The sequence below is a fragment of the Chitinophaga filiformis genome (assembly GCF_021646545.1).
In the GTDB taxonomy this organism is placed as follows: domain Bacteria; phylum Bacteroidota; class Bacteroidia; order Chitinophagales; family Chitinophagaceae; genus Chitinophaga; species Chitinophaga filiformis_A.
Genome location: NZ_JAKIRP010000001.1, coordinates 879,211 through 901,366 on the forward strand (window position 1 = coordinate 879,211; position 22,156 = coordinate 901,366).

General features: G+C 48.0%; 18 protein-coding genes and 1 tRNA gene. 9 read left to right on the top strand and 10 right to left on the bottom strand.

What is annotated here, in order from left to right:
- Window positions 1-56: 56 nt before the first annotated feature.
- A complete protein-coding gene (locus L3C95_RS03635; RefSeq protein ID WP_236385326.1) occupies window positions 57-1,379 on the top strand; it encodes a D-alanyl-D-alanine carboxypeptidase/D-alanyl-D-alanine-endopeptidase in 1,323 nt (440 codons plus the stop codon).
- On the opposite strand, the gene L3C95_RS03640 is transcribed toward L3C95_RS03635, so the two are convergent.
- The 5 genes from L3C95_RS03640 to L3C95_RS03660 form a co-directional block, all read right to left on the bottom strand.
- On the bottom strand, window positions 1,376-1,972 hold the full coding sequence (locus L3C95_RS03640; protein ID WP_236385328.1) for a hypothetical protein: 597 nt from the start codon (window positions 1,970-1,972) through the stop codon (window positions 1,376-1,378). The genes L3C95_RS03635 and L3C95_RS03640 overlap by 4 nt on opposite strands.
- A 164-nt stretch (window positions 1,973-2,136) precedes the next feature.
- Window positions 2,137-3,513: a carboxypeptidase-like regulatory domain-containing protein gene (locus L3C95_RS03645; RefSeq protein WP_236385332.1), complete on the bottom strand. Its 1,377-nt coding sequence runs from the start codon at window positions 3,511-3,513 to the stop codon at window positions 2,137-2,139.
- A gap of 122 nt (window positions 3,514-3,635) precedes the next feature.
- Window positions 3,636-5,084 carry a Gfo/Idh/MocA family protein gene (locus L3C95_RS03650; protein ID WP_236385334.1) on the bottom strand — a complete coding sequence of 483 codons (1,449 nt, stop codon included), beginning with the start codon at window positions 5,082-5,084 and terminating at the stop codon, window positions 3,636-3,638.
- 82 nt (window positions 5,085-5,166) lie between these two features.
- Window positions 5,167-5,853 (bottom strand): gluconate 2-dehydrogenase subunit 3 family protein, encoded by a 687-nt coding sequence (locus tag L3C95_RS03655; RefSeq protein WP_236385336.1) that lies wholly within the window; start codon window positions 5,851-5,853, stop codon window positions 5,167-5,169.
- 22 nt (window positions 5,854-5,875) lie between these two features.
- On the bottom strand, window positions 5,876-7,615 hold the full coding sequence (locus tag L3C95_RS03660) for a GMC family oxidoreductase (RefSeq protein WP_236385337.1): 1,740 nt from the start codon (window positions 7,613-7,615) through the stop codon (window positions 5,876-5,878).
- Window positions 7,616-7,718: 103 nt separating this feature from the next.
- Here L3C95_RS03660 and L3C95_RS03665 point away from each other — a divergent pair, with 103 nt between their 5' ends.
- Complete coding sequence (locus L3C95_RS03665; protein WP_236385338.1) at window positions 7,719-9,215, top strand: gluconokinase; 1,497 nt, start codon at window positions 7,719-7,721, stop codon at window positions 9,213-9,215.
- Here L3C95_RS03665 and mutL read toward each other — a convergent pair.
- The gene (gene mutL, locus L3C95_RS03670) at window positions 9,181-11,070 is read right to left on the bottom strand and encodes a DNA mismatch repair endonuclease MutL (protein WP_236385339.1); all 1,890 of its coding nucleotides are present in this window, start codon (window positions 11,068-11,070) and stop codon (window positions 9,181-9,183) included. The two genes, L3C95_RS03665 and mutL, sit on opposite strands and share 35 nt — an antisense overlap.
- Window positions 11,071-11,416: 346 nt before the next feature.
- On the opposite strand from mutL, the gene msrB reads away from it, so the two are divergent.
- Window positions 11,417-11,884 (top strand): peptide-methionine (R)-S-oxide reductase MsrB, encoded by a 468-nt coding sequence (gene msrB, locus L3C95_RS03675; protein WP_236385340.1) that lies wholly within the window; start codon window positions 11,417-11,419, stop codon window positions 11,882-11,884.
- Window positions 11,885-11,948: 64 nt separating this feature from the next.
- Here msrB and L3C95_RS03680 read toward each other — a convergent pair whose 3' ends face one another.
- Complete coding sequence (locus L3C95_RS03680) at window positions 11,949-12,236, bottom strand: YciI family protein (RefSeq protein WP_199654467.1); 288 nt, start codon at window positions 12,234-12,236, stop codon at window positions 11,949-11,951.
- Between the two features lie 261 nt (window positions 12,237-12,497).
- On the opposite strand from L3C95_RS03680, the gene L3C95_RS03685 reads away from it, so the two are divergent.
- The 4 genes from L3C95_RS03685 (at window position 12,498) to L3C95_RS03700 (ending at window position 16,563) form a co-directional block, all read left to right on the top strand.
- Entirely contained in the window at window positions 12,498-14,273 is a 1,776-nt protein-coding gene (locus L3C95_RS03685; RefSeq protein ID WP_236385341.1) for a DUF4836 family protein, read from the top strand.
- A gap of 107 nt (window positions 14,274-14,380) precedes the next feature.
- Window positions 14,381-15,031 carry an ATP-binding cassette domain-containing protein gene (locus L3C95_RS03690; protein WP_236385342.1) on the top strand — a complete coding sequence of 217 codons (651 nt, stop codon included), beginning with the start codon at window positions 14,381-14,383 and terminating at the stop codon, window positions 15,029-15,031.
- Window positions 15,028-16,227: an FtsX-like permease family protein gene (locus L3C95_RS03695; protein ID WP_236385343.1), complete on the top strand. Its 1,200-nt coding sequence runs from the start codon at window positions 15,028-15,030 to the stop codon at window positions 16,225-16,227. The genes L3C95_RS03690 and L3C95_RS03695 overlap by 4 nt, the downstream gene beginning before the upstream one ends.
- A 33-nt stretch (window positions 16,228-16,260) precedes the next feature.
- Window positions 16,261-16,563: a Dabb family protein gene (locus L3C95_RS03700; RefSeq protein WP_236385344.1), complete on the top strand. Its 303-nt coding sequence runs from the start codon at window positions 16,261-16,263 to the stop codon at window positions 16,561-16,563.
- Window positions 16,564-16,709: 146 nt separating this feature from the next.
- Here the strand turns inward: L3C95_RS03700 and L3C95_RS03705 are convergent, their stop codons facing one another.
- Genes L3C95_RS03705 through L3C95_RS03715 form a run of 3 tightly spaced genes read right to left on the bottom strand, consistent with a single transcriptional unit; the run spans window position 16,710 to window position 21,644 of the window.
- A complete protein-coding gene (locus L3C95_RS03705) occupies window positions 16,710-19,271 on the bottom strand; it encodes a DUF3857 domain-containing protein (RefSeq protein ID WP_236385346.1) in 2,562 nt (853 codons plus the stop codon).
- Window positions 19,272-19,287: 16 nt separating this feature from the next.
- Complete coding sequence (locus L3C95_RS03710; RefSeq protein ID WP_236385348.1) at window positions 19,288-20,394, bottom strand: DUF2891 domain-containing protein; 1,107 nt, start codon at window positions 20,392-20,394, stop codon at window positions 19,288-19,290.
- Window positions 20,394-21,644 (bottom strand): NAD(P)/FAD-dependent oxidoreductase, encoded by a 1,251-nt coding sequence (locus tag L3C95_RS03715; protein WP_236385349.1) that lies wholly within the window; start codon window positions 21,642-21,644, stop codon window positions 20,394-20,396. The genes L3C95_RS03710 and L3C95_RS03715 overlap by 1 nt, the downstream gene beginning before the upstream one ends.
- A gap of 66 nt (window positions 21,645-21,710) precedes the next feature.
- On the opposite strand from L3C95_RS03715, the gene L3C95_RS03720 reads away from it, so the two are divergent.
- Window positions 21,711-22,022, top strand: a complete 312-nt coding sequence (locus L3C95_RS03720; protein ID WP_236385350.1) for a YbaB/EbfC family nucleoid-associated protein — start codon at window positions 21,711-21,713, stop codon at window positions 22,020-22,022.
- A 51-nt stretch (window positions 22,023-22,073) separates the two neighbouring features.
- Window positions 22,074-22,149 (top strand) — tRNA-Thr (locus L3C95_RS03725).
- Window positions 22,150-22,156: the final 7 nt, after the last annotated feature.

Genomic DNA, 22,156 nt, shown 5'->3' on the forward strand with positions numbered 1-22,156 from the left:
TTATAAAAAAGGATATTGAAGGCCCCGGCAAGGGGCCTTCGTTTTACAGGAAGTATATGAGATTATTCAGGATCGTTTTATCAGGTTGCCTGTTATTGCTGATGGAGCAGACAGCTTTCGCACAGTATGGCCAGATCAGGAAATGGGCAGAAGAGGAATTACTGAGCAGCCCCGCCTTACGACAGGCACATACAGGTATCAGTATCTATGAACCAGCTACCGGAAAATACTGGTACAGCTACCAGGACGATCATTATTTTACCCCGGCATCCAATACCAAGATATTTACATTATATACCGCCATGCGCCTGCTGGGCGATTCTCTGCCGGCATTACGCTACCTGGAAACAGATTCCGTGTTGTATGTAAAAGGCACGGCAGATCCGGCATTCCTTCATCCGGATTATACGGTGCAACCTGCCTGGCAGTTACTGCAGCAAACTTCTAAACGTATTATGATCGTTCCTGCTGTATCTGAAAATAAACGTTTCGGCTATGGATGGGCGTGGAGTGATTACGCCGACTATTACCAGCCTGAATTAAATGAATGGCCTATGTACGGCAACGTAGCCCGCATCCGCCACCATGGGGATATGACACTGATCTGGCCGCGTATGTTCAATGACACCGCTCATTTTACCTTCCGTAGAGATGATAAGCTGGAGGAACTCCTCGCAGAAAGAGATGAGCGCAGTAACCGTTTTTCGCTGACCTTCAACGGAAATGATAAGAGCCTGCAGGAAGCAGAAGTCCCCTTCATAACAGGCCACACAGGCGATCTTGCCTACAGGCTGCAGGATACATTACACAAGCCGGTAACTGTACTGACCGATGGAACAACACTTCCACCAGGCGCATTTACATTATTGAAAGGCATACCGGCAGATTCCCTGTTCCTGCCGATGATGCACAGAAGTGATAACTTCTTTGCTGAACAAACGCTGATGATGTGCGCTGCACGGCTCTGGGACACGATCAGTACCGCCCGTACGATCGATTTCATGGAGAAGAGCTATCTGACCAATTTACCCGATACCCCTAAATGGGTGGATGGTTCCGGCTTGTCGAGATACAACCTCTTCACCCCGCGCGACTTCGTAAGTGTATTGTCGGATATGTATAAAACCTATCCTTCCGAAAGACTCTATGCTTTATTCCCCACGGGAGGCAAAGGCACGCTGAAAAACTATTACAAACAACAGTTTGTGCACGCCAAGACCGGTACCTTGTCGGGGTGCGTGGCATTAAGCGGATACCTCGTTACTAAGAAAAACAAGACGCTTGTATTCAGCGTACTTGTAAATAATCATAACAACAGCGCTACCAACGTCAGAAGAACGGTAGAACGTTTCCTGACGCAGGTATGGGAAAAATACTAGCGGATAGCATAGTGTTGCAGACGGATAGTATCAGTAGGTGAGGCGGTTTCTATGTAGCCTACTCCCAGCGCATAATAATACGTCGCAATGGTGCCAGCGGGATATGCGGTTTCTCCAATGAGGACGGCGGCGTCCTGCCGTACGACAATAACATCTTTATAATCATTACCCAACACAGTATGAACGGCCTCTTTCTTCAGCATATGGTATTGCAGTAGGCCCGTCTGTTCAACACCGGCAATGGTCACTGATACCGTATCGTTCCAGCTGCTTCCCTCACTGTAATTGTCATGAAGGAATAACCTGTCTCCTTCTTCCAGTTGATAGTCCGGCAGGGACAAGGCCTGTTCATATAGAAAATAACTGCCATTGTCACAGCGCACGAACTGGTCAGCAGATCCATCACTAAGGACGGAATACAGGTGGCCATTAATGGTCGTATCACCAGTTACCAGGAGCTCATAATGTGAGGTATCCCCACTGCTGTTGGTATACTGATAGGTAAAAGAAGACCCGGCGGAATAGGGCGCGTAGCCACAATGATAGTCAATGATGGTGCCTTCAAGACTTCTTTCTTTACGGCAGGCATACATAGAGAATATGGATAATGCTCCGACAAAAAACAGAGACCTATACAACATAAATGGACGCAATAGTTATAGAATGTATAGGGCAGATAGGATCGTACGGGCCGTAATGTAGTAAAAAAGTAATGGCGGCGTAAATGATAAATTATTGTGTGTCATTAAAATAAAAGTCAGTTACACACTTCCAGCGCAGGAGTGATGGTTCCGGCGCCTGCACGTATGGTTGTGGTCGATGTCTGGTTAGTGCGGCTGTCTGTGGCAGTAAAAGTGACACTGACCGGCTGGCTACTGCACCGCAGGACTGTGACGCTGAAATTGCCATTGGAAATGCTTGCGGTATAGTTCCGCTGTTCCACGTTGACGATCACCTTACCGCTTATCACATTGAACTGATCACAGTCTTTAGCCGTTCCGTTAATGATCAGCGTCTCATTCTCAGCGAGGGTCACGTTCACATTGCTGATCTCCGCGGCTACGCTAAAGGGACCAATCTCCTGCTGGCGGAGTACATTGAAGCAATTGTCTGTCAGGATCATCGTCATTGGTGTATTGGCAGCGGCTTTACCATAATATGTTCCCTCAACATTGGTGAATCCAAAGGTCGGAATAAAGTCTGGTTTCGTAAGCAGGGTGACACGGGTATTGGAGAGCGGCGCTGCCTGCTGATCCTTTACATGGGCCGTGAGCGTAATCTGCGGAAAAGTGGTTGCGCACAGCCAGTATCCTGTTTGTCCTGCAGTACCTGTATAGTCATTTCCCTGGCGGGTGGCCTGTCCTTCTTCCTTCCAGAAACCGGTAGCCTCGTCGAAACGCCATAAAGGTATTTGCTGCGGAGCGCTGGACGTCAGTTCATTGGGTATCATGATCCGGAAGCTGGCAGGCTTCGCGGGATCAGGTTGAAGAGCTGTACCGGCGGCATCTTCCATCGTGAAAACGATCATACTGAACGCCCGCAGGCCTAGCTGTTTGTTATTCTTATCAACACCACGCAGGTCTCCCGGCATCTGGTCTGCCACAGTGCTGGCTATAGGATGTATATAAAAGGAACGGACGGTTACTGTTCCATCGTAAGGCTGGTTGCCAGCCGTGAGAACAGCATTGGGGGGAAAGGTGAGGGTGCCTTCGGGGAAGGGAATAAGATCGCCGGTGGTGGCGCTGATTTTATTCTCGTTTTTAAGTAATAACTCCAATTGGACATATTGCGACTGGTCAGGGCGTACCATGAGCGTCCTGTAACCTCTGAAGTAGCCGTTCTTTTGCACACTGACCACAGCTGCATCGTCGAGTACGCGGATGTTTTCGAGCAGAAAATGCCCGTCTTCATTGGTCGTAGTGATCTGTCCTCCGCCGGATATAAATGCATTTTGTACGGGTTGCGATTGTTCATTCAACACACGGCCTTCTATACTCGTTTGCACGATCTGAACAGGTGGGGTATAATCTGGCGGAGGGCCCTCCTCAGAAAGCATTTTTTTACATCCACTTACTATGAGCATCAGTAAGAACAGTAAGGTTGGCATTACAGGGGACAATCTTCGTAAGTACATATGTATTGGGGATTGGGATTATGATCCGTCATAGTAAATATAGTACTTAAACAGCTGATTTCCAAAGAAAAAGGGGAAAGCCTTCCGGCCTTCCCCTTTGATTATCATTTAGTTGCATAAGGTTATACACCGAGGCTCCAGCCCTGACGGTATGTTCTTTTTACAAACTGGTTGGCATCATCAAAGTTGGTGACTTTCATCTCTTTACTATCCCACAGCAGCTTGATGTAACGGCCTGGGAATGATGTTTTTCCATCTTTTTCTTTCTTGATGTCGAAGCTTCTGATAGCAAGGTTAGCCATCAATAAAGTTTCTGTGAGCGGACCGGCAATAGAGAACGGAGAGCTGATGGCTTTATTCTTATCGCTGTTAAAACCAGCAATTGCAGCATTTACCCACTGCACATAGTGTCCTTCCGGTACACGGGCAATAGTTTGCTTAACGGTGGTCTGTTTGGTCTTGCTGGTAGGCAGCAACTGCGGATCCCTGCCATAAGTACCGCACATCATCTTGCCTTTGTCGCCGATCAGGATAGCACCGTTGCCACCGTCGCCCATTACTTCGTTAGGACCGAGTTCTTCCGGACGCTCCGGCTGGATACCACCATCCATCCAGTGGAGGGTGATCTCTTTACCGTTCTTGCCGTCAAACTTCAGGATCACGTGTGAAGACGGAGGACAGCTTTCAGGGAAATAACCGCGTTTGAATTCGTCTACATAAACACTACCTACGCTGCACTCTACTGATTTAGGATAGCCCAGACCCAGTATGCGGAAAGGAGGTTCTATGATATGGCATCCCATGTCGCCGAGTGCGCCGGTACCATAATCCCACCAGCCGCGCCAGTTGAAAGGCACCAGTTTATCGATATAATCTTTGTAAGGAGCAGTACCCAGCCAGAGGTCCCAATCGAGTTCTTTTGGCACTTCTGCCTTCAGGTTGGACCAGGGAATACCCTGTGGCCATACCGGACGGTCTGTCCAGCAGTATACGGTATGCACATCGCCGATAAGGCCTGCATTGTACCATTCCATCATCTGGCGTACACCGTCGCCGGAAGCGCCCTGGTTACCCATTTGGGTCACCACTTTGTGTTTCCTGGCCGCAGATGTCAATGCGCGGGCCTCGAAGATATCGTGGGTGAGCGGTTTCTGAACGTATACGTGTTTACCCAGTTGCATGGCTGCCATAGCAGCTACGGCATGCTGGTGATCTGGAGTGGATACAGTAACGGCATCGATATTTTTATGCTCTTTATCCAGCATTTCCCGAAAGTCCTTGTAGAATTTCGCTTTGGGAAAACGGGCAACAGAGTTGGCAGCCCTGCGGGTATCGACATCGCAGAGGTAGGTGATGTCTGCCGGGCCTTTGGCGATCTCGGACAGATCGCTTTCTCCTTTACCACCCACACCTATACCGGCTACGCGTAAACGATCGCTGGGTGCAATAAAACCTTTACCTCCTAATACGTGACGTGGAACGATCATAAAGCCGGCCGCCGCCAGTGCGCCGTTCTTTAAGAATGATCTGCGGGATTCATGACTTCCCTGATTGTTTTTTTCCTGGACCATATGTAACAAAATTTACCGATCAATATAATAGAAATGAGAGAAAATGCCTGTTAAATAATGATGTACGGGGGATTGAATGGTATTAATCCCATGTCATGATCTTACTTCTGTCCTCCATTTTTACATAGAGTGGCAGCAGCTTTTCATCGTACGACAGTCCGTAGTGCTGCAATACATCTGCCGGAACACCATCCCACTCATTCGGCACATTGCCCTTGTAACCAATATCTTTGATGCCCATCTGGGTGGTGAAGAAACCATTGGCAGTCAGGTCTCTCATCAGGCTGAAGAAGGCAGCACCCTGTACCATCTCTGGTTTTACCTGTTCAGGATACGCGATCTGGTCAATCAGTTCAAGCTGTTGCTGTTGCGTACAATCTACAAAGGCATTATTGTAACGTTTCGCACATTGTACATCGAGCCAGCGTAAGCCTCCGCGCAGCGGTAGTTTGAACTGTGGCTGGTCTTTGGCCATGAACTCAATGAACTCCGGAACCTTCGCCTCGGAGGCACTGCCGGAATGTTCATCGGCTGGAATAATAATATCTGCAAGCACTGTGATCGTTTTCATTTCTGCAGCAGTAAAGAACGTTTCCGCCATCAACGCTGCGTCTCTTGCAGCTTCCGGTTCGGTACGGCCATAAGATGGCAGCTTTCCTGCGCCGTCTTTTTCTTTTGCTGTCGTCTTTTTATCATCACAGCCGGTCAGAATAGCGCCTACCGAGAGAGAGCCAATGGTCAGCGCTTTGAGTGATTCCCTTCTGTCCATATTTCAAGTGAATTGAGTCGTGTTAAATGTTTTGTTTCTTCATTTCGCCCATGATGTATTCTGAAGCACGCATAGATAGAGCGAGGATAGTCCAGGTAGGATTCTTGTCAGCCTGCGATACAAACGGACCGCCGTCCACAACGAACAGGTTCTTCACATCGTGTGCCTGATTGTATTTATTGAGCACAGAACGTTTGGGATCATCGCCCATACGTGTGGTACCCACTTCGTGGATGATCCTGCCCGGTGTTTCCAGTCCATACATGGTTTCAGCGCCGGGTTTGGTACCCAGCGGAACGCCGCCCATTTCATGGATGATCTGTTCGAAAGTATCCTGCATATGTTTGGCCTGTTTGATCTCATGCTCACTCCAGGTATAGTTGAAGCGCAATACAGGGATACCCCATTTGTCCACTACTTTCGGGTCTATTTCGCAGTAATTGTCTTCCCGCGCTATACATTCTCCTCTGCCGGCAAAGCCAATGGTAGCACCATAGAAACGGCGGTAATCTTCTTTTAAGGATGCTCCGTAGCCACCTGCTGGTTTGGTTTTACCATCTTTACCGGGGTATTTTCCATTGAAGCGTTCAACACCAGAGAAACCACCATAGGAAGGCATGCGCATACCGCCGCCAAATTCAATGTGATAACCGCGGGCAAAGTCCAGTTTCTTATTATCTTCCCACCATGGGATGTACACGTGCATACCACCCACGCCATCTTCATTATAGCGCTTGTGATCCATCAGTTTAGGCATGAAAGCGGCACGCGATGAGCCGGTAGAATCGTGCAGGTACTTACCAACTACGCCGCTCGAATTGGCTAATCCGTTCGGGTGCTGCGCCGACTTTGAGTTCAGCAGCAGACGGGCTGATTCACATGCGCTGGCAGCCAGTATGACTACTCTTGCCCTCACGGTATATTCCTGGAGATCAGTTTTATCCACAAAGGAAATACCGGTGGCCTTACCTTCTTTATCTGTGAGCACTTCGCGTGCCATGGCGTTATCATACAGGTCTACATGTCCGCTTTTCATAGCAGGCTTCACCAGTACGGACGAAGAAGAGAAATCGGCATACACCTGACAGCCACGGTTACACTGTCCGCAGAAGAAACAGGCGCCACGTTCTTTATTCACCGGACGTGTCAGCATGGACATACGTGCAGTGATAACCGGAATGTTCAGTTTTGCTCCCGCCTTTTGCAGCATCAGTTCATGCAGCCTTGGTTTTGGTGGTGGCAGGAAATAACCGTCTGGTTCATTGGCAATGCCTTCTTTGGTGCCGAATACACCGATCATTTTATCAACACGGTCATAGTAAGGCGCTACGTCCTCATAGCTGATCGGCCAGTCATCTCCATGACCATCATAGCTTTTATGCTTAAAGTCCCGCGGACCAAAACGCAGGGAGATACGTCCCCAGTGGTTGGTACGTCCACCCACCATACGGGAGCGGAACCAGTCAAATTTAGTACCGCCACTGGTAGTGTAAGGTTCCCCTTCTATTTCCCAGCCGCCATAAGCTGCATCGAAATCGCCAAAGGGCCGGGTCGTAGAGGCGCCTCTGCGTGGTGAGGCATCGGGCCATTTCAATTGAGTGATCTGTTGTGGATCTGCCGGATCATATTTTGGCCCTGCTTCCAAAAGGGCTATTTTTAGTCCGGCCTCAGATAGTATTTTAGCAGCCATACCGCCACCTGCACCTGAGCCAACAATGCAAATGTCATAAACAGGTCCTTTCTGTTTGATCTGAAAAGCCATAATCGTGGATAATTTAATTGAGCTAAAGTGATTTTAAATCTATAAATTATTTTCTAAGGTTAATAGGAAAAAAGTATAAAAGGAAATTTATAAAATCATAGTAATGGAATATATAATAGGAGTGGATCTTGGAACAAGCAGTGCTAAAGTGATCGCAGTAAGGCAGGACGGAAAAGTGATGGCCCAGTCGCAGCAGGAATACCCTATTGATCAACCTGAACCTGGTCATAGCACCCAGGATCCGGATGTGATACTGGAAGCAGTAAAGAGTGGGATAAGGAGCGTGGTCACGATTATGAAAGATCCACCCGCGGCAGTGTCATTCAGTACGGCCATGCACAGTGTAATGGCAATGGATAAGGAAGGTAAAGCCCTGACGCCCCTGATCATATGGGCGGATAACCGGAGTCAGCCAGTGGCCGATCGTCTGCGCAGAACGCCTTTATCAGCCACCTTACATCAGCAGACCGGCACTCCCGTACATCCGATGTCTCCCTTATGCAAGATCATCTGGTGGAAAGAACAGGAGCCGGATATCTTTCAGTCAGCTGCCCGTTTCATCGGGATTAAAGAGTATATCTTTTATCATTTCTTTGGCCGGTACATTACAGACCATTCAACAGCGTCTGCTACCGGTTTGTTTAATATCCATGACCTGACATGGAATAAGGCGTCTCTGGAAGCAGCGGGTATCACAGCCGCACAACTCCCAGAGGCGGTCAGCAGCGATAGCATTATTGAGGGATTGCTGGAGAATGTGGCCCGCGACCTGTGCCTGCGGCCAGATACCCGTTTTGTAGCCGGCGCCAGTGATGGTTGCCTCGCGCAACTGGGCAGTAATGCGCTGGATAAGGGGCATGCAACGCTGACCATCGGTACCAGCGGGGCGGTGCGTATGGCCATTGATCAGCCGCTGACAGACCCTCAGGAAAGGTTATTCACTTATGTGCTCACACCCGGGCATTTTGTAACCGGTGGAGCGATCAATAACGGGGGAGTAGTATTGCAATGGTACCTGGACGCTTTCCTGCAAACAGTTTCCGATAGACCATTACAAGTGGACGCGGGTTTACAACAGGCATTGAACACTCCTCCGGGGGCAGAGGGCCTGCTATGTCTGCCATACTTGCATGGCGAACGTGCCCCGGTATGGGATGGGCATGCCAAAGGTGCTTTTATTGGCGTACAACCGCATCATACTACCTGGCATTTCCTGCGTGCCTTATTGGAGGGGATGGCGTTCGGACTGCTCAGCATCACGGAGGCGCTGGAAGAAACGGCTGGAAAAGTAAAGAAGATCTCTGTCAGCGGAGGATTTACCCACTCCCCGGAATGGGTACAGCTCATGGCGGATGTGTTTCAGCGCCCGATGCACCTGCGTCATGAGAGTGATGCTTCGGCCATGGGGGCTGTGCTACTGGCATTCCAGGCATTAAAACTTCCCACGAGTTTCACTGCCGTGGGAGAAAAAGTGTTTTCTCCGGCAGCAGAACATGCGGAAGTCTATAAAAATGCCTATGCAGTGCATGGGAAGTTATATGCAGCACTCAGCGATATATTCCCAATCATCCAAACATCTTTGCCAGGTCGGCCAGCTTAAAGGAAATATACGTGTACTTGCCACCCGGCGCCGCATTGGGCATAGAACAGGCAAACAGTTCATCAATGATATTCTGCATTTCGCGGGTAGACAATGACTTACCTGTAGGGATGGCATTATTGCGGGCCATGGAGCGGATCAGCTGTTCCCTGCGGGGCACCTTGAGCTCATGACTGAAGTTCTTGAACTGCTCCAGCAATCCTTCTATGCTTGCCTGCTCATTGCCGCTCTGGATATCTGCCGGCGTACCTCTTACAACAAATGTATTGTTGCCGAAGGGCTCCAGGTCATATCCCAGCACCTGCAGGTCGGGCAGCATCTCTGTGAGCAGGGCAGCATCTGCCGGAGGCAATGGGAGTGTTTGCGGGAACAGGCTTTGCTGGGTAGCCATAGGACTTTCCTGTACGGCGCGCTGATAGCGTTCATACAGAATGCGCTCGTGAGCAGCCTGCTGATCTATCAGGATAAAACCTGACTTGATCTGTGAGAGGATGTATTGCTGATGTACCTGTACCGGTACTTTCTGGTCAATGGTAGTATCCTGCCAGCGTTCGTCTATCATAGATGCTGCAGACGGACGGTTCTCTACAGGAGCGGAGGTGGTAAAACGTGCTTCTTCCTGTATCCTTCCAATGGTATCATTTACAGGGGCTGCTACAGGCTTACCAATATCGTACAGATCTTTCCAGTGTTTCAGGTTACTGGAACTGGTGGTGTCTATGGTGTGTGCCTGATTAGCCTGTGTAAAGCTTTTGTATAGGGAGGTGTTGACTGATTTGGCCTGCTGCTGCTCCGTGAACGGTTTGCTCACCGCATCCAGTTGCTGGATGCCCGGGTCCAGTTCAAAATCCAGTGTAGGAGTGATGTTGAACTGTGCCAGTGCATGTTTCACGGCCGATTGTATGAACGCGTACATCACCTTTTCGTCGTCAAACTTGATCTCCTGTTTGGTAGGATGCACGTTGATATCCACATGGCCCGGATCCAGATCGATGAACAATACATACAGCGGGTAGCTGTCTGCCGGTATCATTTCCGCAAAAGCATTCATGATGGCATGGTGCAGGTACGGGCTCTTGATGAAGCGGTTATTCACAAAGAAGAACTGATCTCCCCTTGTCTTTTTGGCTGTCTCAGGTTTACCCACAAATCCATACACATCCATATAGTCTGTCGTTTCTTTTACAGAAACCAGGCGGGCATTGTAATGCTGCCCAAGAATAGCGATGATGCGTTGTTTCAGCGAGCCTTTTTCCAGGTAGAACAGCTGCTGAGTATTGCTGGTGAGGGTGAACTGGATCTGCGGAAAAGCCATGGCTACACGGATAAATTCATCCACGATATGCCTCATTTCTGCTGCATTGCTTTTCAGGAAGTTACGGCGTGCAGGTACGTTGAAGAAGAGGTTCTTCATAGCGATGCTGGTACCTTCTGCTGTCTGGCAGATCTCCTGTTTTTTTACCGCACTGTTGTCAATTTCTATATAGGTGCCAATGTCTGCACCGCGCATACGGGTTTTCAGTTCAACCTGTGAAACGGCGGCAATAGACGCCAGTGCTTCACCCCGGAAACCCATCGTACGGATAGAGAAAAGGTCGTCTATGGTTTGTATTTTGGAAGTAGCATGTCTTTCGAAGCACATGCGCGCATCCGTCTCACTCATTCCTTTCCCGTTATCGATTACCTGTACAAGTTCTTTACCGGCATCCCGGATGATGAGCTGTATTTCCGAAGCACCTGCGTCCACGGCATTTTCCAGCAGCTCTTTGACTGCTGAAGCAGGCCTTTGTATCACTTCCCCTGCTGCTATCTGATTGGCTATGTTGTCTGGTAATAGATTGATGATATCCGCCACTTATTATGTGCCTTTTGCTGTAAAGTTAGGAAAGTTTAATGTTTGATACCGAAGATGGGGGTAAAGTGGGGGTAAGAAGTAGTAGAAGACAATGCGTATATATGGATCAGTTGCTATAGAATTGTTAAATGAATGTTTGTTCCCGCCTGCATCTGAACCGGAGCAGCCCGCAATTCGTACCTTTATTTATAGCGTAGGAATATAACTTATTCACACGACAGTCTTGTTAATAAGACGTTAATCATAAAATATTTCAGTTATGAAGTGGAGGAATCTGATAATTTTGAGCCTTTCCATCTTAGTAAGCAATTGCACCTACTCTCAACAGGAGCCAAAAAATAAGCACATGGAAGACCAGAAAAAGAGTGATGTATACTCAAGAACGGATACCAGCAAAGTGAGTCTCACCAACGAAGAATGGAAAGAGCGCTTATCGCCGGAAGTATACAATATTGCTCGTGAAAAGGGCACCGAATACGCATTTACGGGTAAATACTGGAACAGTAAGGACGCTGGTACTTATTATTGCGCGGCCTGCGGTAACCCGCTGTTTGTATCAAACGCCAAGTTTGAAAGCAGCTGCGGATGGCCCAGTTTCTTTGAGCCGGTTACAAAGGGAAGTGTGATCTATGCGCCCGACAATACACATGGCATGCACCGTACCGAAGTAATGTGCGGCCGTTGTAAGGCACACCTCGGACATGTATTCGATGATGGTCCTCCGCCTACCGGTTTACGTTATTGTATCAATTCCGTAATACTGGACTTTGAGAAGGCTAAGGAAGCCGACAAAAACTTTAAGGGGAAACAGTAATGAAGTAAATGCCTGATTGCGGATATCCCTGTAAAAAGCGGTATAACGTAATCAGGCATCCCGACTAGGAAAGATAAGACTGTAACTCGTTGACGTAAGATGTTGGCTCAAATTCGATAATCTCATAAAGCGCCAGCTGGTATTTGTCCAGCGGATCTTCGCTGATAATCGCTTCCACTTCTTTGCGACTTGAAGCTTTACAAATAATCAACCCTCCGGATTTTGGCTTGCGGCGTCCCGCCAGAATAAATTGCCCGCTCTTATAAAACTTCTCCAGAAAAGCTCTATGCTGCTCCATATAATGCTCGATGGCAGCTACCGGACGGATGTATTGTAAAAGGATTAAGTACATAACAGCGCTTCAATAATAGGATTTATAAACATGTTGACCTCTTTGCACAAAGGTATAAAACTATTGCAGCTTTTATTTTTATAATAATAGCGTAGAAATGAATGTTTTATCGCCGTATTCCCGTATAGCCCGGCGTAAACGTCCCAGACGCTAATATATGAATAAAATCATTAATTTATAGTAGAGCTCTATAAGGTAGTAAACGAAAAAGAAAGTATTTTAGCGTCCTATTCACTCATTATTAATTTTGATCCCCTTATTATGAGAAAAATGTTTTCAAAGGTATTATTAGCTATCTCGGCGGTAGCTATCCTGCTTACCTCCTGTTCCAAGGTGCCGGAGCAAAGCAAATACATCCCCAAAACAGCCAGCCTTGTACTCAGCGTAAACAGCAAACAGATCAGCAAGAAATTGATTACCAATGGTATCACAATGGACAAACTCTTTGCTGCAGTACAAGAGAAAGATAGCGCCAGCGAAGCGCAGAAATTCTGGAAAGATATCGAAAACTCCGGACTAGACCTGCAGGCCAATTCCTTTGTGTCTGTCGTGTACAGCAAGAATCAGTCCTACATTACCCTGACCGGTGGACTGAAAGATGCCGCCAAGTTTGAGGAGTACCTGAAAAAGAATGTCAGCAACTTCTCCCTGCAGACGAAGTCTGACTTTAAGTATGTCCTGGAAGACAAACAGGAAGCGGTAATTGCCTGGAATAAGGGTACCGTTATCTACCTGAAAGGTATTGAGGGCGATGCTATGGAGAAAGCAATGCCTCCAACTGGCCTCCCGACACCCGATACCAACTCCGGCGACGAGTCTTCAGACACCAACAATGCTCAGCCGGCAAGCCTGGTTACAGCTGCTGATGATATGCAGACCTGGGTAACCGAAGTAGATCGCCTGTTCCACCTGAAAAAGGAAGAAACTGCCGGTTCTATTGAAGCCTTCAATGATCTGCTGAAAAATAATGCGGATCTGAGCGTATACATCAATCCGGAACCGGTGTACACCGAACGGGCCGGTATGATGCCTGCTAACCTCAAAACATTACTGGCCGGCTGCTATTACACCGGTGCTGTAAACTTTGAGAAAGGGAAGGTTCTGGTAGATGGTATTTCCTACGTAGGTAAAGATCTCGCAGGCATCTACAAGAAATATGGTAACATGGAAGCCGATCTGTCCATGCTGGAAAAATATCCTTCACAGAATATCACCGGCTTTGTGGTATACGGTTTTGATTTCCGTATGATCGGCGATATCGTGAAAAGTACCGGCCTGGACGGTCTTGCTAACATGAGTCTGCAAAGCTCAGGCCTGACCCTGGACGATATCCTGAACGCCTTTAAAGGACAGCTGGTATTTGTTGCTTCCGACTTCGAAGTAAAGAAAAAGCCAAGCCTGTACATCGAGGGCGATTCTACCACCACTCCGGAATCAAAATGGGTATTTGCTATGAAAGTAGGAGATAAGGCCGCTTTTGACAAAGTGATGTCTTCTTCTATGCTGCAAGGCTTCTTTGCTAAACAAGGCGATACATATGTACTGACACAGAACATTCCTGGTATGCCAGCTATCTCTATTACCGACAAACTGGTAACAAGTGCATCTGACTCTGCCTTACTGCAGGAATACCTGGCCGGTAAAGGCAAAGCAGGTGGTCTGGACAACGATTTCGTAGGCAAGATCAAAGGCAACCCAATGGGCGCTTATGTGAACTTCGAAAAGATCATGAACAACATTCCTGATGAAGAGCTTCCTGAAGAGGGTAAGCCACTGGCCGGTAAATTCAAGAACCTGCTGAAAGACATGACTGCGGTTAGTAATTCTTTCGATGGTAAAACCCAGCATTCTGAGATCGTGCTGAATTTCAAGAACGAATCAGAAAACAGCCTGGTGCAGCTGGTAAACCTCGGCACAGAGGCTGCAAAATACATGGAGGAAAAGAAAAAGGCAGACGCAGCTAAAGCTGCTGCTGCTGTTATTGCAGATTCTACTGCTGCGGCAACAGAAGCTGCTCCTGCAGAAGACATGCACTAATGTTAATAACATATTGAAGGAGAATGTCCATGGTGGTTACAACTGCCATGGACATTTTTCATTTGGAAAAAGCTCTATATTGGGGCATCATTAAGAACACCAGTTACATGCAGATACAGTTAGAAAACCTGGTGCCCGTTCCCCTGCGCGATAAGATCGTGCAACGATCGTCCGATATCTGGAACAGGCCCGTCGCATTTACGCCCGGTAGTTTTACTAAAATAAAAGCCCCTTCCGGTACCGGCAAAACAACCCTTGTTCACTACCTGTACCACATCAGAACAGACTATACCGGGCAGGTCCTGGTGAACGGCCAACCCTGGACTGCCTATTCCAAAGGAGCCATTGCAGGTATGCGGCAGGAACAGATCAGCGTGATCTTTCAGGACCTGCGCATCTTTGAACAGCTGACCGCCCTTGAAAATATCGAGCTGAAAAGAGTGATGAATGCCCAGCCCTACTGCACCGCAGAGAAGGTGAAAGAAATGGCCGACAGGCTGAATGTTACCCATGTACTGAACCAGAGCGGAAGAACGCTTTCCTATGGAGAACGTCAGCGCGTCGCTATTATCCGCGCATTGGTACAGCCCTTCCAGTGGCTGATCATGGATGAGCCTTTCAGTCATCTTGATGAAGATAATGCGAACCGCGCTGCCCAGCTCATTGCAGAAGAATGTAAAGCCCGCAAGGCCGGGTTCATTTTAACAGACCTGGACAACGATACCAGGTTTGCATATGACACACACTTTAACTTATGATGCCATCTTTCTACCAGTTACTCAAAAAGATCATACAGACCGGCATCGGCAAGTCCCGCCTGATCATGGCTGCCGGGGGGCTGGGTATTGCCATGATACTCCTGCTCATCGCTATACAGGCACATACTGACTTCGACCAGCTGCTGCACAACCAGCGGAATGCCAACGAAAGTGCAGACTTCCTGATCATCAACAAGAAGATCACCAATGCCATGATGGGACAAAATGCCAAAAGTGAATTCACTCCTGCAGAAATAACAGATCTGCAGAAACAACCCTTCACAGAGGCTTTTGGTTTTATTACCTCCAATCAATATAAAGTAACCGCCGCTGCGCCCGGAGACCTGCATTTCTATACAGATATGTTCTTCGAATCAGTGCCCGACTCATTTATCGATGTAAAGAATGATGAGTGGAAATGGACACCTGGTGATAATACCATTCCTATCATCCTTCCCAACGACTTCCTGAACCTTTATAACTTCGGGTTTGCATTGAGCCAGGACCTGCCACAGATCTCACAGGAAACAGTGAAAGCATTACCGATGAAGATTACCATCTCACAGGGATTGATGGCGGAGGAATTTACAGGACGTATTGTCGGTTTTTCCGACCGTATCTCTTCCTTCCTGGTGCCTGTGAGTTTTATGGACTGGGCCAATGGTAAGTTTGGTGCCGGACAGACGCCATCGCCCTCCCGTGTGATCATCAAAACGAAAGATCCTTCCAATCCTTTACTGTCAAGGTACCTGGAAGAAAAAGGCTATACGACCAACCAGGACAAGATCAAATACAGCAAGACAAAACTGATCGTACAGACCATCGTATCTGTTATAGGTTTCTTTGGGCTCATCCTACTGGTGTTTGCGCTGTTGGTGTTCAGTATGTTCATCCAGCTGGTCATTGCCAGTTGTAAAAAAGAGATACAACTGCTGGTGACGCTGGGTACTGCGCCCCGCCAGTTACAACGTTACCTGATGCGCCAGTTTGTTCCGCTGTATATTGCCATTGGAATAGCAGCCTTGTTGCTGGTGGCCGCATTGCAATGGTGGGCTTCCACAAAACTGGCTGTTCATGATATGTTCATTTCACCGTGGATCGCCGTGGGCACAGCGTGCGCCGCTCTGCTGGTACTGGTGCTGGTATATATCGTGAATAGGGTCAATGTCAGGAAGTACATCAACGCTATCAGCTGATAACATTGTTTTATACACTTAAATTATATTGAGATGTTTGTACACGTCGTAAATTTCTGGCTGAAGCCAGGTCTTTCAGAAGCGGATATCAAAAAGTTTGAAGAAGGAGTACAATCGCTTTCAGCGATCGAATCACTGGTAATGTTCAATGTAGGTAAGCCTGCAGCTACTGACCGTCCGGTAATAGACAGAAGTTACAGCTATTGCGAGCTGACTGTGTTCAACGACGAAGCAGGACACGATGTTTACCAGCAACATCCTATACACCTGGCGTTTGTGGAAAACTGCAAACACCTGTGGGAAAAGGTGCTGATCTACGATTCAGAAACGATTTAAACAATCAGTATTTGTAAAATAAGGATCAGTGATCAGGTCTTGCAATGCGGTATACCGTTGCTGTATGGCATGCTTCATCACTGGTCCTTTGTTTTACTTAGCCATGAACAGTTCCCGTTTGGCATACTTTATCAGTGCGCCCTTTTTTATTCAGCCATTTCCTTCTCGTGTGGCATAATGAATGTCTCCTTCACACGTTCCGACATTATCAGGTAAGGTATCCAGATAGCCGCGGCAATGAACGATTGCATAATCTGTCTGATAGCTTCTGTATCCCAACCTTTCTTTTCAAAAATATAATTGCACGCCAGATTGTCTATCACATTAAACGTCAGGTTGAACGCAAGGAAGGCAATCATTGCTTTGGGGAAAGTATCCCTCTTATTATAGAAAAGCGATACCAGCAGCAGGCTGAATACCAGCATGCCAATCTCACTCGCCAGCTCGGTGACCAGCAGCAATTGAAGAATGGAAACATTATGCGTGGCATTGGTGGCCTTATCCAGTTGCAGCCAAACATCATTGTCAAATATCGAAGCTCTTATCAGGCCGTTGAAGATATTTAAAGGGCTGATAAAAACCCCAATAGCCATTACCACCAGCCATCCACTGATCTGTGGCGGGTATGCATAAGCGCCAGCCGGTTGTATCGATACCTTGTTGAAACGTAAGGCATGATGTGTAAATACGGCCGTAAAGAATATTGCCAGACCGATCACCAGCCAATTCCATCCCCGTGAAGGAGCATTTCCCTGTGCGCCATCGCCTGTATCCCAGTAGAAATTATACCCCAGGAATCCGTCGATCTGTTTTCTTTCCCTGATATAGGTGCTGATAAAACTGGCCGGGATATGGTCCTGGTAAGTCTCAAACGTGTAGTGCATCGTCACCACGTTATTCCTCACCGAGGGCACAAAATGAATGGAGTAGTAGTCGTTCTTAATATGCAGTTCTTCCTCGTCTACCGTCCATGGAGAGGGCATTTCCACCGTGATCGTATAGTCGAGGGAGAATGGATAACGTAAGTCCAGCGGCGCTACTTCGCGGTCTTCTTCTGCATATTCCGGCAATGCGTCTCTCAGCAGATTTGCCTTCATATTGAAGTTGGCCCCGTAATCTTTCGTACTGTCACTCTTCCAGGGAGATTGCAGGATGTAACTTTCCTTCAGGACGATGCGGTTACTGTCAGGAATATCTGTTACCTGCAGGGGAGAATCAATACTGACGCTACCGTAGGCATTTTTATAATAATTGACGAAAGTGTTCTCATTATCCTTCCGGCTGCTGTTGGCTAATCCGTCACGCTGGTCATCTGCATACTGCATGGTGAAAACAGAAGTAACTGTCAGCGAACCTTTGTTCTTCCGATCGGAAGGCAGCTGGAAATGTTCGTTAATAACGGTTTTGCCTTTGCCGATATTTGTCACAGGCGTGAAGCCATTCTTTCCCGCCGGGTCAATGACAAGGCCCTGCTGGTAATCCGGTACAGTAAGCATGGAAAGGTTGCCCCGCTGATAGCTGATAGTGGGATCTATCCAGTATTCCCGGCCCTCCAGTTTTGCATAAACGATGGCATGATTAAAGAGATCAGGCGCCGGCAGATAATTCACCACATGGCCCCTGGTATAAGTATCCACATAGGCCATATTCGCGTAGATGCCGTTGGCTTTGAGTATGGTGGCCAGCAGCAGCGACTTATCTTTACAGTCGCCAAAACGCTGCAGCAGTATCTTGTCGGGCGTATTGGGACGATGGGAATATTCGCCCATTTCGATACCCATATAACGGATATCATCCTGCACGAAGCGGATGGCCTTCAGCATGTATGTTTCCTTACTATTGCCTGCCTCCCGCTTAAACTCAGTGATTTTCGCTTTCAGTGCGGGACCAGGAGGAGGTACCATATTTACCCTGTCTCCCCATTGTATCACCTGTTGCCAGTCTTTATATTCTGTAGCCTGTACAGAGGGGAAGTTGTCAAACCATGCCGGTGTATCATCCACCACTTCCATTGAGGGAATATTGGTCATTTCCCATTTGTATACCTGCATGCCGTTCATTATCTGTCTGTCGGGCATGGGGGCGCTATTGAAGGTTTTAAAGCGGATCTCCCGGTTAGGAGAGGCAATAATGCTTTTATGAAAGTTCACTACAGGGTTTGGAAATGCCAGGTAAAACAGGCTGGTGAACTTATGTTCAAAGATGGGGTTACTACCTTCTATCGTATAAGCAAACTCTATCTGGTCGCCTTTCCGCACATCTTCCAGGATGAAGTATGCGGTGTAAAGGCCACTGTAAATAAAGCGGGAGAGGTCATCTTCCTGCTGCAATATTTTGAACTTCGACGCCTGTAACTGGTTAATCACTTTCCCGTTACGACGGATGAGGATCTTATGGAAATGTAGCTTTTCGTATACCGGATCGTAGTCGACAGTTATTTCTGCACCATTCTGGATACCGGCTTCCGACACGATCTGCCTGATCATGTGATGGTATACGGCGGATTGTTCTACATGTTGCTGCTCTTCAAACAGCAGTATATAATACCCGTTGCTCACGTCGCGGGCATCGGGTACCTGCTTCAGATCTGGTTGATAAGGTACCAGCCAGGTGGGCGCAGGTGTAATGGAAAAGTTTTTTTGCTGAGCATTGGACCCCGCATAGAAACAACAGATAAGTAAGGGAATGAGCAGCAATATCCGGTGCATAGGAATAAATAGGCAATTAGTTATTTTCTGTCGTCAGCGCATACACTGCGAAGGATGCCAGCCAGTGTTCGCCCGCATAGTTGCCGCTGGCAACATGCGGAATGGCAGACTCCAGGTGCAGGTTCGCCAACTGCAGAATGGCGGCCCGGTTTTCTGTAACATGGCGCGCAATACCGTACAGACACCACGCACGGCTCAGGTTCAGCCCATGCAGGTGTACCAGTTTACCATCTGTTATATCTTTTACCTGGGCAACTTTGAACACAGTTACGTCTCTCGCAAACAGTTCTGGCAGGAAGGCTTTGACCCAGGTCTGGTACTCTTTTGCAGGCAGAATACGCCACATCAGGTCTGCTTCTTCCAGGCAGGGAGAGAGAAAGTCGTAACCACCAGGTTCCCATGCGGCCGGGCAGTTTTTGTCTGCTGCATAGAAGCGCATGGCTGCCTGGCGGATCGCCTGTTGCAGGGCTGTATCATTCGCGGTAGCGGCATAATCCCATGCCAGCGACAGTCCGAATGCCAGATTGGTATGCTCGCCTACGCGAATAGGGTATACCAGCTTGCCCAGGAAGTCTATGTAAGCTTTAGAGAACTGGGTGGCAAGCGGTTGTACGTTGGCGGCTAACTGTTTGCCCAGGGGATCATTCCAGGTGAGAAGTTCCCTTTGCAACTGTAAAAGCCAGCTCCATCCGTAGATGCGTTCAAAGCTTTTGTTTTCCTTATTCTGAAACAGCCGTTGTTCCTGCGCGATGTTGGCCGCTGTCAGGTTTTGCGACAATTTTGTAACGATCTCCTGTTTCTTTGACAGATCAGGAAATGACTTCAACAGGCGTACCAGCATCCAGTGACCGTGTACGCTGCTGTGCCAGTCAAAACAGCCGTAGAACGCCGGATGATAGGCTTTCGGCGCAGTTACAAGGGACGTGTCTGAGAAGACAATCCCGGTCTTATAAGGGAATTCCTGCTGCATGCAGCGCAAGGGCAATTCTGCAAGATGCGTTGCCCCTGCCGGCGTAAGATCCAGCAAACCATTGCTCTTGCGTGTGTAAAATGCCTGTTGTGCAGACGCAGTTGGCATCAGGGAACCGGTTATCAGGGATATCAGAATAAATGTTTTCTTCACTACTGGCGATTGAATAACAGTTTTACATAGAATGAAGGTTTGGCCAGCTTCTTACGCAGATCTACCTCATAGAACATGCAGGACAACAGTTCCTGCAGTTGCTTGTTACGACTGCTCACCTTCATGAGGGTATTGAACAGCCATTGGTATTTGATCAGCTTTTGCAGCCGGTGACTCAGTTTCAGTTCAGGGCCCATTACGCGGTATACCTCGGCGTCATAAGCCGCCAGTTGCGCAGCTGAGAAGTTATTAGCCTTAAGTGCATCTGCAGCCTTTAAAGCGGCAATACGACCGGAGTAAAGACCATTGCCGATACCTTCACCGGTGAATGGATCAATGAGGTAGGCAGCATCTCCGACCAGCATATAACGCTCGCCGGAAATGACCCTTACTTTACTGCCCAACGGCAGACCATACCCTTCAATGTTGCTGATCAGTTCTGCATTTTTGAAACGCTCTTTAAACACGGGGTCATTGGCGATGATCTCCAGCATTGACTTCTTCAGGTTCATCTTCTTTTTACGTACATCTTCGCTGAGCACGCCTACGCCTACATTGGCTTCTCCGTTAGGCAGCGGGAAGATCCAGAAGTAACCAGGTAACAGATCTTTCAGGAAGTGCAGTTCTATGAAGTTGTCGGCGTTGTTGCCACTAACGTTTTTGTAATAAGCGCGGATACCGGCCACATAGTGCTTCGGCTCCATACTGATCTTCGCCACTTCCTTTGTAAAAGAAGAATGAGCGCCATTGGCAATGATGAGCAGCTGCGCCTTCGCCTGGAAACCGTTGCTGCCGGTTACAATGTAACCGTCTTCCTTCAGCTCATACTTATCCACAGTAACGCCTTCCAGCAGCTTTATTTCAGGCCTGCGTTTAATCTCATCTACCAGAAAATTATCAAAGTCTATGCGTTTGCACACATAACCAATAGGCGTTTCTTTATGGCCGTTATTATTGCTGTTATAGTCAGGCCTGTAACCCACATCCAGGCTGTGCCTGCCGGGTGAAACGAATGTCACGCCCCAGCTGTTCACTTTGAAATTGGCTTCTTTGAGCCGTGTTGCGATGGCAGGATCGATACGGTTTAGCGCAGTGATGACTTTTCCGCTCAGGCCGTCGCCACAAACCTTATCCCTCGGGAAAACTGCTTTATCCACTACGATACACTCAATACCGAGTTGTGCCAGTTGAAGGGCCGCCGCAGCTCCGGCGGGGCCAGCTCCAACAATACATACTTTAGTTTCCAACATCCTGTACGTTTAAGCTGTTAAGATAAAGAAAAGAGGAATATATTCGCGGCCTAAAATCAATTAACCATGTTCGGAGATCTATTTGGAAAGCTGCAGGAAGCGCAGTCTAAAATGAAAGAAACTAAAGAACGCCTGTCCCTGATCACTGTTGACGGCGAGGCTGGAGACGGCGCTGTAAAGGTAGTTGTGACCGGAAACAGGGAGGTAAAAAGTATTGACATAGCAGAACGCCTGCTCGAAAAAGACAACAAAGAAGAGCTGGAAGATCTGATGATCACAGCACTGAACAGGGCACTGAAGAACGCAGAAAATGCCTGGGAAGCTGAAATGAAAGGAATCGCTGGTGGTATGCTGGGACCTTTAGGCGGTCTGTTTTAATCGTAATGCTGCTCCCTTGCAGCTGAATGGCTTAAATTGCTTGGACTGTATGCCAACCTAGCTCAGCCGGTAGAGCAACAGTTTCGTAAATTGTAGGTCGTGGGTTCGAATCCCATGGTTGGCTCCATAGCAAC